This window comes from Pseudoalteromonas sp. S3178 (assembly GCF_005886985.1).
Classification (GTDB): domain Bacteria; phylum Pseudomonadota; class Gammaproteobacteria; order Enterobacterales; family Alteromonadaceae; genus Pseudoalteromonas; species Pseudoalteromonas carrageenovora.
The window spans coordinates 1-14,011 of the sequence record NZ_PNCW01000011.1 but is presented as its reverse complement, the minus strand read 5'-3'; the positions used below and the strand labels follow the sequence as shown (position 1 = coordinate 14,011).

General features: G+C 41.8%; 20 protein-coding genes. 2 read left to right on the top strand and 18 right to left on the bottom strand.

The window, feature by feature from the left end:
• Positions 1-530: 530 nt before the first annotated feature.
• From rplQ to CWC11_RS02390, 18 genes are all read right to left on the bottom strand, one after another.
• A complete protein-coding gene (rplQ, locus tag CWC11_RS02475; RefSeq protein WP_058547890.1) occupies positions 531-932 on the bottom strand; it encodes a 50S ribosomal protein L17 in 402 nt (133 codons plus the stop codon).
• A gap of 39 nt (positions 933-971) precedes the next feature.
• Complete coding sequence (locus CWC11_RS02470; protein ID WP_058547891.1) at positions 972-1,958, bottom strand: DNA-directed RNA polymerase subunit alpha; 987 nt, start codon at positions 1,956-1,958, stop codon at positions 972-974.
• 24 nt (positions 1,959-1,982) lie between these two features.
• A complete protein-coding gene (rpsD, locus tag CWC11_RS02465; RefSeq protein WP_002959461.1) occupies positions 1,983-2,603 on the bottom strand; it encodes a 30S ribosomal protein S4 in 621 nt (206 codons plus the stop codon).
• Between the two features lie 21 nt (positions 2,604-2,624).
• Positions 2,625-3,011: a 30S ribosomal protein S11 gene (gene rpsK, locus CWC11_RS02460; protein WP_002959471.1), complete on the bottom strand. Its 387-nt coding sequence runs from the start codon at positions 3,009-3,011 to the stop codon at positions 2,625-2,627.
• Positions 3,012-3,023: 12 nt separating this feature from the next.
• Positions 3,024-3,380: a 30S ribosomal protein S13 gene (gene rpsM / locus CWC11_RS02455; protein WP_058547892.1), complete on the bottom strand. Its 357-nt coding sequence runs from the start codon at positions 3,378-3,380 to the stop codon at positions 3,024-3,026.
• 125 nt (positions 3,381-3,505) lie between these two features.
• Positions 3,506-3,619 (bottom strand): 50S ribosomal protein L36, encoded by a 114-nt coding sequence (gene rpmJ, locus CWC11_RS02450; RefSeq protein ID WP_002959476.1) that lies wholly within the window; start codon positions 3,617-3,619, stop codon positions 3,506-3,508.
• 22 nt (positions 3,620-3,641) lie between these two features.
• Complete coding sequence (gene secY / locus CWC11_RS02445; protein WP_138681430.1) at positions 3,642-4,970, bottom strand: preprotein translocase subunit SecY; 1,329 nt, start codon at positions 4,968-4,970, stop codon at positions 3,642-3,644.
• A 10-nt stretch (positions 4,971-4,980) separates the two neighbouring features.
• Positions 4,981-5,415 carry a 50S ribosomal protein L15 gene (rplO, locus tag CWC11_RS02440; RefSeq protein ID WP_002959480.1) on the bottom strand — a complete coding sequence of 145 codons (435 nt, stop codon included), beginning with the start codon at positions 5,413-5,415 and terminating at the stop codon, positions 4,981-4,983.
• A 4-nt stretch (positions 5,416-5,419) separates the two neighbouring features.
• Complete coding sequence (rpmD, locus tag CWC11_RS02435; RefSeq protein WP_002959482.1) at positions 5,420-5,602, bottom strand: 50S ribosomal protein L30; 183 nt, start codon at positions 5,600-5,602, stop codon at positions 5,420-5,422.
• A 2-nt stretch (positions 5,603-5,604) separates the two neighbouring features.
• On the bottom strand, positions 5,605-6,111 hold the full coding sequence (rpsE, locus tag CWC11_RS02430) for a 30S ribosomal protein S5 (RefSeq protein WP_002959485.1): 507 nt from the start codon (positions 6,109-6,111) through the stop codon (positions 5,605-5,607).
• A 9-nt stretch (positions 6,112-6,120) separates the two neighbouring features.
• Positions 6,121-6,471, bottom strand: a complete 351-nt coding sequence (rplR, locus tag CWC11_RS02425; protein WP_058547894.1) for a 50S ribosomal protein L18 — start codon at positions 6,469-6,471, stop codon at positions 6,121-6,123.
• 9 nt (positions 6,472-6,480) lie between these two features.
• Complete coding sequence (rplF, locus tag CWC11_RS02420; protein WP_008115390.1) at positions 6,481-7,014, bottom strand: 50S ribosomal protein L6; 534 nt, start codon at positions 7,012-7,014, stop codon at positions 6,481-6,483.
• A gap of 13 nt (positions 7,015-7,027) precedes the next feature.
• Positions 7,028-7,420, bottom strand: coding sequence for a 30S ribosomal protein S8 (rpsH, locus tag CWC11_RS02415; RefSeq protein WP_058547895.1), 393 nt, complete (start codon positions 7,418-7,420; stop codon positions 7,028-7,030).
• 21 nt (positions 7,421-7,441) lie between these two features.
• Complete coding sequence (gene rpsN, locus CWC11_RS02410; RefSeq protein WP_006794245.1) at positions 7,442-7,747, bottom strand: 30S ribosomal protein S14; 306 nt, start codon at positions 7,745-7,747, stop codon at positions 7,442-7,444.
• A 10-nt stretch (positions 7,748-7,757) separates the two neighbouring features.
• Positions 7,758-8,297 carry a 50S ribosomal protein L5 gene (gene rplE / locus CWC11_RS02405; RefSeq protein WP_058547987.1) on the bottom strand — a complete coding sequence of 180 codons (540 nt, stop codon included), beginning with the start codon at positions 8,295-8,297 and terminating at the stop codon, positions 7,758-7,760.
• Between the two features lie 16 nt (positions 8,298-8,313).
• Entirely contained in the window at positions 8,314-8,628 is a 315-nt protein-coding gene (gene rplX / locus CWC11_RS02400) for a 50S ribosomal protein L24 (protein ID WP_054206416.1), read from the bottom strand.
• 10 nt (positions 8,629-8,638) lie between these two features.
• The gene (gene rplN / locus CWC11_RS02395) at positions 8,639-9,007 is read right to left on the bottom strand and encodes a 50S ribosomal protein L14 (protein ID WP_002959498.1); all 369 of its coding nucleotides are present in this window, start codon (positions 9,005-9,007) and stop codon (positions 8,639-8,641) included.
• Between the two features lie 270 nt (positions 9,008-9,277).
• On the bottom strand, positions 9,278-11,248 hold the full coding sequence (locus CWC11_RS02390) for an AsmA family protein (RefSeq protein ID WP_138681429.1): 1,971 nt from the start codon (positions 11,246-11,248) through the stop codon (positions 9,278-9,280).
• A gap of 309 nt (positions 11,249-11,557) precedes the next feature.
• Here CWC11_RS02390 and CWC11_RS02385 point away from each other — a divergent pair, with 309 nt between their 5' ends.
• Together CWC11_RS02385 and CWC11_RS02380 are read left to right on the top strand one after the other, a co-directional pair.
• Positions 11,558-12,721, top strand: coding sequence for a hypothetical protein (locus CWC11_RS02385; RefSeq protein WP_138681428.1), 1,164 nt, complete (start codon positions 11,558-11,560; stop codon positions 12,719-12,721).
• A gap of 277 nt (positions 12,722-12,998) precedes the next feature.
• Positions 12,999-13,685: a TorF family putative porin gene (locus CWC11_RS02380; protein WP_138681427.1), complete on the top strand. Its 687-nt coding sequence runs from the start codon at positions 12,999-13,001 to the stop codon at positions 13,683-13,685.
• Positions 13,686-14,011 lie beyond the last annotated feature (326 nt).

Genomic DNA, 14,011 nt, shown 5'->3' with positions numbered 1-14,011 from the left:
CTCACTAAGTGGTTTGCTTGCCTCGCTAAGCGTTGCCTGCTCTGCCGTCTCAGTGGGGTCGCATTATAGGGAGATCCGAAAACAGATCAACCCTTTTTTGAAGAAAACGTGAAATAAATGACTGTTCGCTGAGTATTTGAGCTAAACGCTCAAAAACACAACTAAAAGTAAGCTTTATTTATCTAATAACGCTATTTAACCTGAATTTTTGATGATAAATCTATTACGTGTACCTATCTGATAGGTGATTATTGTAAGAACTCTGGATTTATTGTGTTACGTGAATGCTAACGTTGGCGCTTGTTCACTTTCACTGAGTCATCTAGTAATACAGCTGGATTTTGAGTGACTAGAGAAATAGGGGGTAATTAAATAGATAGTAGGTAGTAGGTAATAGGTGATAGGTGATAGGTGATAGGTGATAGGTGATAGGTGATAGGTAAATATAATTATTTCAGAAATGTTATTTGTAAATTACAGGCATTAAAAAGCCGAGCATAAGCTCGGCTTTTTGGTGTCTCTTTAAAGACTTACTCTGCAGACTGCGCGTCTTCTTGAACTTCTTCGTTTGTCGCTGGGCGACCTACTAGTTCAATATAAGCCATTGGTGCATTATCACCAGCACGGAAGCCACACTTAAGAATACGAGTGTAACCACCTGGACGATCCGCATTACGAGGACCGATTTCGCTGAACAATTTACCAACTACTTCATTATCACGCGTGCGAGCAAATGCTAAACGGCGATTTGCTACACTGTCAGTCTTAGCCAGTGTGATTAAAGGTTCAATTACACGGCGTAACTCTTTCGCTTTAGGCAAAGTAGTTTTGATGATTTCGTGTTTCACCAAAGAACTTGCCATATTGCTGAACATCGCTTTACGATGGCTACTGTTACGGTTTAATTGACGACCACTCTTACGATGGCGCATGACCCTATCCTTCTAACTAAACTAATATAGTGATTTAGATTATTCAGCTAGGCTTGCAGGCGGCCAATTTTCTAGGCGCATGCCTAGAGAAAGACCACGTGAAGCTAGCACGTCTTTTATTTCAGTTAGAGACTTCTTACCTAGATTAGGCGTTTTAAGAAGCTCAACTTCAGTGCGCTGAACTAAATCACCGATATATTGAATTTGCTCGGCTTTCAAACAGTTTGCTGAACGTACTGTTAGTTCAAGATCATCAACTGGACGAAGTAGAATAGGATCGAATTCTGGCTTCTCTTCTTTCTCTTCTGGCTCAGTTACATCACGTAAATCTACGAATGCATCTAATTGCTCAGCTAAGATAGTAGACGCACGGCGGATCGCTTCTTCAGGATCTAAAGTGCCGTTTGTTTCCATATCAATGATTAACTTGTCTAAGTCTGTACGTTGCTCAACACGGGCTGATTCAACCGAGTACGCAATACGTTCAACTGGGCTGAATGATGCATCAAGCAACAACCTACCAATTGGACGCTCATCGTCATCAGAGGATAAACGACTAGATGCCGGCACATAACCACGACCACGCTCAACACGAATACGCATGCTGATCTCGCTGTTATTTGTCGTTAAATGACAAATAACGTGATCTGGATTAGCAATTGTTACATCGCCATCGTGCTGAATATCAGCCGCAGTCACAGGGCCTACACCAGATTTAGTCAGGGTCAGAAAAACTTCATCTTTGCCTTCTAACGTTACTGCTAAACCTTTAAGGTTTAATAGTATTTCAATGATGTCTTCTTGTACGCCTTCTTTCGCGCTGTACTCATGCAATACACCGTCGATTTCAACTTCAGTTACTGCACATCCAGGCATAGATGATAACAGTATACGGCGTAAGGCATTACCCAGAGTATGACCGAAGCCACGCTCTAGTGGTTCTAAAACTACTTTAGAACGCGTTGGGTTGATAGCGTCGATGTCGACTAACCTTGGTTTTAGAAATTCTGTAACAGAACCCTGCATTTTATCCTCTCTTAACTCTTAACTTTACTTAGAGTAAAGTTCGACGATTAGTTGTTCATTAATGTCCGCAGACAGATCTGAACGCTCAGGTAGACGCTTAAAGCTGCCTTCCAATTTCTTACCGTCAACTTCAACCCAAGTCGGCTTTTCACGTTGCTCAGCCAACTCTAGAGCAGCGATGATACGTGCTTGTGTTTTAGACTTCTCACGGATTACTACAGTATCTTCTGGAGTAATTACGTATGAAGGAATATTCACAACACGACCATTAACTAGAATCGCTTTGTGGCTTACTAACTGACGTGCTTCTGCACGTGTGCTAGCAAAACCCATGCGATATACAACATTGTCTAAACGTTGCTCTAAAAGCTGTAACAAGTTTTCACCTGTATTACCTTTAAGGCGAGCAGCTTCTTTGTAGTAGTTACGGAATTGCTTTTCTAATACACCGTAGATACGACGTACTTTTTGCTTTTCACGTAATTGTAAACCGTAATCAGATAAGCGACCTTTACGAGCGCCGTGCTGACCAGGTGCAGTCTCAAGTTTACACTTAGAGTCGATAGCTCTTACGCCGCTCTTAAGGAACAGGTCAGTACCTTCACGACGACTCAGCTTGAGCTTAGGGCCCAAATATCTTGCCATGTTATTTCTCCTAACCTATTGTTAAACGCGACGTTTCTTCGGTGGACGACAACCATTATGTGGTATTGGCGTCACGTCAGTAATGTTGGTAATACGGTAACCAGCAGCATTCAAAGCACGTACAGCAGATTCACGACCTGGACCTGGACCTTTGATGAAAACTTCTAGATTTTTTAAACCGTATTCTTGAGCAGCAGTACCTGCACGCTCTGCAGCAACCTGAGCAGCAAATGGTGTAGATTTACGTGAACCACGGAAACCTGAACCACCGGCAGTAGCCCATGATAGTGCATTACCTTGACGGTCGGTAATCGTTACAATAGTGTTGTTGAAAGACGCATGAACATGAGCCATACCATCAGCAACTTGCTTTTTAACCTTTTTACGACGAATTGGTGTCTTAGCCATAATACTATCCCCTTATCGCTTAATAGGCTTACGAGGACCCTTACGGGTACGCGCGTTAGTCTTTGTTCTTTGACCACGAAGTGGTAAAGAGCGACGGTGACGTAGGCCACGGAAACAACCAAGGTCCATAAGGCGCTTGATATTTAGAGTAACTTCACGACGAAGGTCACCTTCTACAGTGTACTTGCCAACTGCATCACGCAGTACGTCAAGAATTTCGTCTGAAAGTTCACCGATTTTTGTGGTTTCGGCGATACCAGTCGCTTCTAAGATAGCCTTAGAGCGAGTCTTACCTATGCCATAAATAGCTGTTAAACCAATAACTGCATGTTTATGATCAGGGACGTTAATGCCAGCGATACGGGCCACTAACACATCTCCTATATTTGAATTTGGTAATCATAAGTTTGAAAAGCCCGTAAGGATACTCAAACGAAGACCAAATCACAACTAAAAACACAGGCCGAGAAACCTCAGCCTGCACGACTGTTTACTTAGCCTTGCCTTTGCTTATGCTTAGGCTCACTGCAAATTACGCGTACTACACCAGCACGTTTAATAACTTTACAGTTACGGCATATTTTCTTAACGGAAGCACGTACTTTCATTGCTCAACTCCGTAAACTGACCTTATCGACCGTAGCCTTTAAGGTTCGCTTTTTTCAGCACAGAATCATACTGATGAGACATCAGGTGAGTCTGTACTTGTGCCATAAAGTCCATGATTACTACAACGATAATCAAAATTGATGTACCGCCGAAATAGAATGGCGTTTGCCATGCCATAGTCATGAATTCGGGCACCAGACAGATAAAGGTTATATACAAAGCACCTGCCAATGTCAGGCGTGTCATCACTTTATCAATGTATTTAGATGTCTGCTCACCTGGACGAATACCTGGGATAAATGCGCCAGATTTCTTCAGGTTATCTGCTGTTTCACGCGGGTTAAAAACCAACGCTGTATAGAAAAAGCAGAAGAAGATTATAGCCGCAGCTAGTACAAGTGAATACAACGGCTGACCTGGGGTCAACGTAGTTGCAACTGCTTGTAATACATCAGCGACCGGACCTTCACCCTGGCCGAACCAGCTGGCAATAGTACCAGGGAACAGAATTATACTGCTAGCGAAGATTGGTGGAATAACACCCGCCATGTTTACTTTTAGTGGTAAATGCGTGCTTTGAGCAGCAAATACCTGACGACCTTGTTGGCGTTTAGCGTAGTTAACAACGATACGACGTTGCCCACGTTCGAAAAACACTACAAGATAAGTAACAGCGAATACTATAATCGCAACCATCAACAGTACAAAAACATTCAAATCACCTTGGCGCGCCATTTCGGCTGTCGAACCAATAGCAGACGGCAGGTTAGCTACAATACCAACAAATATTAGAACTGAAATACCGTTACCGATACCGCGTTCTGTTATTTGTTCGCCCAACCACATAAGGAACATAGTACCAGTTACTAAACTCACCACTGCGGTGAAATAGAAACCCATACCAGGGTTAACAACTAACCCGTCCATCATGCCCGGTAAGCTAGTAGCAATACCGATTGATTGGATAGTAGCAAGCACAAGCGTGCCGTAGCGTGTGTACTGGCTAATTTTTTTACGCCCTTGCTCACCTTCTTTCTTAAGCTCTACAAACGGAGGATACATATGCGTTAATAGTTGCGTAATAATCGAAGCCGAGATATACGGCATAATACCCAGTGCTAACACTGAAGCTCGCTCAAGCGCACCACCGCTAAACATGTTGAACATCTCAACAATGGTGCCCTTTTGTTGCTCGAAGAAATCGGCAAGTACAGCGGCGTCAATCCCAGGGATTGGCACAAATGAACCTAGACGGTAAATAATGATAGCACCTAAAACGAATAGTAATCGACGCTTCAATTCCGAAAGTCCACTTTGTGCACTTTGTGTATCTTGACCTGGTTTAGCCATTAGTACTTCCTTAGTCTTCTACCTTGCCTCCGGCAGCTTCAATAGCTTCGCGAGCACCTTTAGAGGCTTTAAGGCCTTTAACGGTAACAGCGCGTGAAACTTCGCCAGATTTAACAACTTTAACGAACAGAACGTTCTTTTTAACTAGACCAGCTGCTTGTAACGCGCTTAGGTCTACCACATCGCCTTCAACTTTAGCGATTTCAAAAAGGTTTATTTCTGCAGATACTAACGATTTGCGAGAAGTGAAACCAAATTTAGGTAGACGACGTTGCATAGGCATTTGACCGCCCTCAAAACCAACGCGTACTTTACCGCCAGAACGTGATTTTTGACCTTTGTGACCACGGCCACCAGTCTTACCAAGACCAGAACCGATACCACGACCAACACGTTTTGGAGCAGTTTTAGAACCTGCAGCAGGTGAAAGTGTATTCAAATGCATCGAATTAACCCTCTACCTTAACCATGTAAGAAACCTTGTTTATCATACCACGCACACATGCTGTGTCTTCTAACTCAACAGTGTGATTGATACGACGTAAACCAAGACCGCGTAATGTAGCTTTATGTTTCGGTAAACGACCGATAGAGCTTTTTACTTGTGTTACTTTTACAGTTTGATTTGCCATGGTTACCCCAGAATTTCGTCTACACGTAAGCCACGTTTTGCAGCGATTGACTGTGGAGAATTCATATTCTCAAGAGCCGAAATCGTTGCACGTACTACGTTGATTGGGTTAGTAGAACCGTAACATTTAGAAAGTACGTTCTGCACACCAGTAACTTCTAGTACTGCACGCATAGCACCACCTGCGATGATACCAGTACCTTCAGATGCTGGTTTCATGAACACTAGTGAGCCAGCATGACGTCCCTTAACAGGATGCTGTAATGTGTTGCCATTTAGGTCTACGTTGATCATGTTACGACGTGCTTTTTCCATTGCTTTTTGAATAGCAGCTGGAACTTCACGTGCTTTACCATAACCGAAACCTACTTTACCTGCGCCATCACCAACTACAGTTAGTGCAGTAAAGCTAAAGATACGACCACCTTTAACTACTTTAGACACACGGTTCACCGCGATTAGCTTTTCAGCTAGATCAGGCTGTTGTTGCTTTGCTTCTACGTTAGCCATAGTCTACTCCTAGAATTGCAAACCGGCTTCACGCGCAGCATCAGCTAGCGCCTTCACACGGCCGTGATATTTAAAGCCACTGCGATCAAAAGCAATCTTTTCGATGCCTTTGTCAGCCGCACGTTCAGCAACCGCTTTGCCAACTGCTTGCGCAGCTTCAACGTTACCGGTGCCTTTAACTGTTTCGCTAATAGCTTTCTCAACAGTAGAAGCAGCAGCCAGTACATTACCCTCAGCAGTAACTACTTGAGCATAAATGTGACGTGGCGTGCGGTGGATAACAAGACGCGTTGTGCCTTGTTCAATATAATTTCTACGAGTGCGTTTAGCACGACGTAGACGAGCTGTTTTTTTATCCATCGTCTTACCTTACTTCTTCTTAGCCTCTTTACGGCGTACATTCTCATCTGAATAACGAACACCTTTACCTTTATAAGGCTCAGGTTTACGGTATGCACGAATGTTAGCAGCTGTTTGACCAACTAACTGCTTATCTACGCCCTTAACTAGAACTTCTGTTTGGCTTGGAGTTTCAATCGTAATTCCTTCTGGAACTGCGAAATTAACTGGGTGCGAGAAACCAAGTGTTAAGTCTAAAACTTTACCCTTAGCTGCTGCACGGTAACCAACGCCTACTAACTGAAGTTTCTTCTCGTAACCTTCATGCGTACCAACAACCATGTTGTTGATTAGAGCGCGAGCAGTACCTGCTTGAGCCCATGCATTAGCTACGCCTTCACGAGGTAAAGTTGTAATAACGTTGTCGTTAACTTGTACTTCAACAGCGTTGTTGATAGTACGAGTAAGTTCACCGTTTTTGCCTTTAACTGTGATTTCCTGGCCTTTTAATGTAACTTCTACACCGGCAGGAACATTAATTGGTGCCTTTGCTATGCGAGACATAGTTCCCCTCCGATTAAGCTACAAAACCAATGATTTCACCACCAACACCAGCACTGCGTGCTGCGCGGTCTGTCATTAGGCCTTTAGAAGTTGATACGATAGCGATACCAAGACCACCCATTACCTTAGGTAATTGGTCACGTTTCTTATAGATACGTAAACCAGGGCGACTTACACGCTGGATATTTTCAATTACAGCTTTGCCTTCGAAGTACTTTAACTCGATTGAAAGCTCAGGTTTCGCTTCGCTGTTAACAGCGTAATCTGCGATGTAACCTTCGTCTTTTAGTACTTTAGCTAATGCTACTTTCAGCTTTGAAGTTGGCATCGTTACAGATACTTTCTTCGCTGATTGACCATTACGGATACGTGTAAACAAATCCGCGATAGGATCTTGCAAGCTCATAGTCTTACTCCCATGATTCTATTACCAGCTAGCCTTTTTAAGGCCAGGAATTTCACCGCGCATAGCTGCTTCGCGAACTTTAATACGGCTCATGCCGAATTTGCGAAGGAAACCATGTGGGCGGCCCGTAATGTTACAACGATTACGTTGACGTGCAGGGCTAGAATCACGAGGTAAAGCTTGTAGCTTAAGTACCGCGTCCCAACGATCATCTTCAGATGTATTAACATCACTGATGATAGCTTTTAGTGCCGCACGCTTTTCAGCATACTGAGCAACTAGTTTTGTGCGCTTTGCTTCGCGCGCTTTCATAGAATTCTTTGCCATAACCCTACCCTTATTTCTTAAATGGGAAGTTAAACGCTTCTAACAACGCACGGCCTTCCTCATCAGATTTCGCAGAAGTAGTGATAGTAATATCCATACCGCGTACACGGTCTACTTTATCGTAATCGATTTCTGGGAAGATGATTTGTTCACGTACGCCCATGCTGTAGTTACCACGTCCATCAAAAGACTTAGCACTTACGCCACGGAAGTCACGAATACGTGGGATAGCGATTGATACCAAACGCTCAAAAAAGTCCCACATACGCTCGCCGCGTAGGGTTACTTTACAACCAATTGGGTAACCTTCACGCACTTTGAAGCCAGCAACAGATTTGCGTGCTTTAGTGATTAGAGGTTTCTGACCAGAGATTGCTGCTAGATCCGCTACTGCGTTATCTAAAATCTTCTTGTCAGCTAGGGCTTCGCCCACGCCCATATTCAATGTGATCTTTTCGATCTGAGGGACTTGCATGACAGAGCTGAAACCAAACTTCTCTTGAAGTTCAGAAACTACTTTGTCTTTATATACTTCATGCAGTTTCGCCATCATTCTACTCCAACTATTAGATAGTTTTACCAGTAGATTTAAAGATACGTAATTTCTTACCATCTTCAATCTTGAAACCTACACGATCCGCTTTACCCGTTTCCGAGTTGAAGATCGCAACGTTTGATGCGTCCATTGACGCTTCTTTCTCAACAATGCCGCCAGCTTGGTTCAATTGTGGAACCGGCTTTTGGTGTTTCTTGATCAAGTTTATGCCTTCGACAAAGATTCGACCAGATTCAGTAACAACTGAAAGCACTTTTCCGCGCTTACCTTTGTCTTTACCTGCTAGTACGATTACTTCGTCATCACGACGTATTTTTGCTGCCATGATTGGCTCCTTACAGTACTTCTGGGGCTAGTGAAACGATTTTCATGAACTTATCATTACGAAGTTCACGAGTCACAGGGCCGAAAATACGTGTACCAATTGGCTGCAAGTTATCATTTAAGATAACAGCCGCGTTGCTGTCGAAACGGATCAGAGAACCATCTGGACGGCGAACACCTTTTCTGGTACGCACAACTACCGCGTTTTTAACATCACCTTTCTTCACTTTACCGCGAGGAATAGCTTCTTTTACAGAAACTTTAATGATGTCGCCAATCGCTGCGTAGCGACGGTGTGAACCACCAAGGACTTTTATACACTGCACTTTGCGAGCGCCGCTGTTATCAGCAACTTCCAGCTGAGTTTGCATTTGGATCATGTTAATGACCTCCGGTGTAGTAATTACAACGTGTCTAAAATTTGTTTAAAAATCAGACATTTCGATTAAATCCCATTCAAAAACAAACGAGTTGTCTCTTAAGGGCGGGCAATTGTACCAGCATTGAGGGGGTAACGATAGGTTATTTTTTAATTAATTTAATCTAGATGGGAATTAAAATTGAGTAATTACGGCTATGTAGCTATTTTACAGGTGGTTACAAAACAAACAAGGCGCTAAAGCGCCTTGTTTGTTTATTATTTACGTTTTTTAACCGAACAAACCTTTTAGTTTATCTTTTACTTTATCTTTAGCTTTTTCTTTTGCCTTTTCTTTGGCGTCATCTAGCTTTTGCTTTGCTTCATCTTTAAGCGCATTACTCACGTCTAATTTAATACCCACATCGTGGAATGGGCCTTTTATACGTAGAGGTATTTTAAACCCAGTACTATCATCAGTAGTACCTTGCCCTTCAATAGAATCAACAATGCCTGTAACTAAGCGGTAATCTACATTTGTTTTTGGTAAATCTACGTCGCCTTCACCAGAAATACGAATTAATGGGCTAATTAGTGAAAGGTCAGTATTGTTCCCCACACCATTAGTGAAATTAAAGCTACCTGTAAGCGCTGAGAAATCAGTTTGTTCTGATTCTTCAAAACCGGTATCTAGCCCTTCACTTACCGCACCAAGATTACCAGTAATAAGCTCCTTACCTTTACGAACCATTTCAGCTATGTTTGCGCCTTTTACTGCCCCGTCAGCAAATTCAAAGCCTAATTTACCATTCAATGCACTAATAAATGATTTTTGACTTTGACCCGTGGTCGTTAAGTTCCAATTTAATGAACCTTTACCCATTAACTTATCGAATCCAGCGGCATCAGTTAATAATGGTTGTGCATCTATGCCTGACAAATCAAAATTAGTGGTTATTTTATAAGGTGTGTTTTGGGCGTTAATGTTAATGACCCCTTTACCAGTGCCCTCATATGCAGAAAAGCTATCAAGGCTTAACTTAGCCACGCTACTTTTAAGTGCCATTGTAAATTGGTTTGCACCAAGCTCAATATCATTCGCTTTTAAACCGCTTGAACGAATAACTACATTGGCATCTAGTGCATTTAACGCACTTAAATCAATTTTAGTGTCATCCCAAACAATAGGTTGTGCTTCACTAGGTTCTGCACTCTGTTGCTCTTCCTGCTTCGCTACTGTCTCTGGTAGGTATGGATTTAAATCGAGCATGCCTAAGTCAATATCAGCGTTAACGGCCAATCGACTTCCTAAATTAAGCTTACTCTTACCTTTTATTTCCAGCTCATCTAATGTAGCGATTAACTGTTCAAGATTAAAAGTTTCACCTGCAAGATGCATTTTACCGTTTACACTAAAGGCATTAAACGCGTTTTCTTTGGCATTTAAGTCTACCCCTTGCCAAGTTGCTAAGTCTTTAACAGAGTTACCACTGAGTGCCAACTCGCCCTTAATATCTTTTCCTTGCTGAGCAATACTGCCATTAAACGTTAAATCGACTAAACGAGAGTCAAGACTCTGTGTAACATCAAATGTAGCGCCTTCGATCGCTTTAGCCGGTGTATCTAATGTTATATCAAGCTCAAAACGCTCTTGCATATAAGTAATACCACCCTTTATTTCTAATGTTTTGCGAAGAGAAGGAAGTAAAATAGCTAACTCTAAATCACTAATCTGCTGCTTAGCACCGGTTTGTCCATCTAAGTATGTAAATGTACCGCCGTAAATAGCCACTTCACCTAGCTCAATATCAAAGTTATCAGGTAGCTTAATTGCTTCTCCTGATTCGGTTTGCGCTTGAGGTTGCTCTGCTACAGCATCAAATAGTTGCCAGTTAGCTTTACCATTTTTATCGGTTTCTAATAAAATATTGGGTTCATTGATTACAAATTTATCAAGCTTAAACTCACCGCCAAATAATGAAAACCAAGGTATATGAACTGCCAACTGCTCCATACTTGCCATATCTTCACGCGAGCCGGTTTCCATATTGGCAAAATGCACGTCGTTAAGCTCTAATTTTAATGAAGGAAATACGCTAAGCGTTTTATCACCATTTATAGTAAGCGTGCGCCCTGTTGTTTTTTCAACCTGCTCAGATACCTTGTTAAAAATAGTATCAGTAGGGATCAAAAATGGAGCTGCAACAATTAATGCAATACAAAGTAGAAGTATTACACCAACAATTTTAAGTAAGGTTTTCATGATCATCCTTTCAAACGTGCAAATAATGTTCTTATCATAGCGAGTGTTAGCCCTAAAATCATTGTAGTTATGATAAAAAAGCGTTTTATGGCAATTTATTTACCTAAAAATGAATTTGTGCTGAAAAACGGCTTAACTGACACATACAATTTTAAAAAAAGGCAAGTTAATATCTATCGTACTTATTGAAATTTCTCAATATTGCATACATTAATTTGTTATGTATGATGCACGCCCCTGTTGCTATTGGTGTATTTACGCTAAAATGAAGCAGCTAAAAAATGTATCTAATCGGAGAGTCTTCAAAGCATGAAAAAACTGCTAATTTCACCGTCAAAAATGGCGCTAGGCGAGCAAGAAAGTCAAATTTATCAAAATATTTTGAAGCAAGCTTCAGAACTCAGCCTAAACCTAATGGCCGTGAAAGTAGAAAGCCACCCGGAAGATTTTTTAGGTTGGTGCTACGAATTACTGAGCGCAAGTAAAGATCGTATTAATTACGACTTGCTTGAAACGCCACAGCTCCCCGTTTTAAAAAAGTTACATGACCAACTCATATCAGCAATTAGCTTTTTACAGGTAAAAACTTTACGTGTTGCGCCTTGGCCAGTAGTGAGTATGTTTGTAGAGCAACATAAAGAGCTTATTGCTCTTGAAGAGCAACTGCGTTTAACAAACTATATAAGCACTATTCGCCAGCAATCACTAAAAGAAATGATCCCTGAAGATTTACTTACCTTTAGCGGTAAGCATACATCTGCCTTAGACCCAAGTACGTATAACTTTGATGTTGAATGGTTCGCCTCAACTAAAAGCGCGAAGGGTTTTCATCAAATGCTAGCAGACTTACCTGGTGCATTTGATGATGCGCTAAGTCACATTCCTCTCGAAGGTGATGTAGAGCAACATGACTACCAACAATTTGTTGTAGGTTACTTAAGTGCATTTAATGCCACTGATGAAAAGCCAACATTAGCGCCAGCTACTCGCTTGTTAGCTATGCGTCGCCCTGATGTATTTACCCCAATTAGTAATAGCCGACTTGATGCCCTATGTGGCGCACTTGGTATTACTAAATTAAATAATCGTGATTTTGAGCGCTACTGGCAAGATATTGTACAAAGCATACACGCTATGTCGTGGTTTAAAATGGCGAGTGGTTCAAATGAATTAGAAACACAACTTGTTGCTATTAAAGCGCTATTACCCTGCTTTTTTTACTACGCTGATAAAAACACAGCCGATAACTCTAACTACATAAAGCTACTGAGCAAGCCTAAGCGAAGCACATCAACTACAGGAAAGACGCAGCGTAGAGGCAAAGAATCTGCAGAGATTTTAGTAGATCGCGCCCTTGCCGCCGATGATATCCCAGAACACATTCGCACTAAGCGTGATTCAATCATTAGCGAAGTTCAAAAAGGTCGCGGCGTAAACGAAACAATTAGCCTTATGCGCACTATATTTGGCTAAAAACTTCTAACCTAACTGTATTTATCTGGTGCAGTTAGGTTAAATTATGCACCAGCAGTGTGCGCAACACCTCCCTACCTATAATACTTTACTTTAATAGAAAACCTTCAAGCATCTGTTTTATCTCAACAAAAAACCATTTTTAATATAATTTTATTGAGCTGGCACATACAGTGCAATTATACCGTTAGTTAAACAATAAAAGGCCGCCAGCCAAAGGGTTGCGAATACATAATAAAAACCTTGGCGAGCACAAATCATATAACGGGAAATGGACATGTTAAAACTAAAAAAAACCATCGCTATTAGCGCAATAGCATTAATGGGTGCAACATCTTTAACGTCAACAGCTGTACATGCTGAAGTAACAGCAAACGCAGCGGCAACGTCTAATTATTTATGGCGTGGACAAGAGCAAACTGGGGGAGATGCTGCTGTTTCTGGTGGTATTGATTACGCAGATGAGTCTGGCTTTTATGCAGGTACTTGGGTATCAAATGCTTCATGGGCCGACGAAATGACTTATGAGCTAGACCTATACGCTGGCTTTGGTGGTGATATTAACGACACTTTTAGCTACGATGTCGGTTACATTTACTATGCATACCCAGATGCGGCTTCTGAGGCAGATGCTGATTTCTCTGAAATTTACGGTAGCATTAGTGTAGAAGGTTTTACCTTTGGCGCAGCAATACTTGCTACTTCAGCGGCTGATGGTGATGGTACTGACTTTGGTGATTCACTTTACTTAACTGCTGATTACGGTTTTGCTGTTGGCAGCAATGGTACAGAAATGGCCCTTCACTTAGGTCATTACTCTGGTGACTTTATTGGCGACGATAATATTATTGATTACGGCGTATCAATTTCAAAAGATGGCTTTACCTTTGGTGTATCTGATACCGACATGGATGAGTCAGATGTTAAAGTATACGTAGCATACGCAGTAGACTTTACGCTATAAAAAAGAATGTGTTACTTGCTGCAACACGAAGGGCCTTTTGGCCCTTTTCTCGTTTTTAGGGCAGCCTAAATACCCATAACGTCCTCTAAGGTTAGCAACTAATACGCTCGAGCATACACCTCGGTTAATCAATCACTATCTCCCTGCTGTTAAATCATTTACCTGTAATGCTAACTCGCTTAACTGACGAATATATTTTGGGTAAGAGAAACGTGGCTAAACTAGACGAAAATTCGCTATTTAGTTGTTATAAACCAGAGGTTTTAACGCAGCTAACTGCCACGTTTAGCCCTGAAGTGATTAAGTAACCTGAACTCTGGATAATA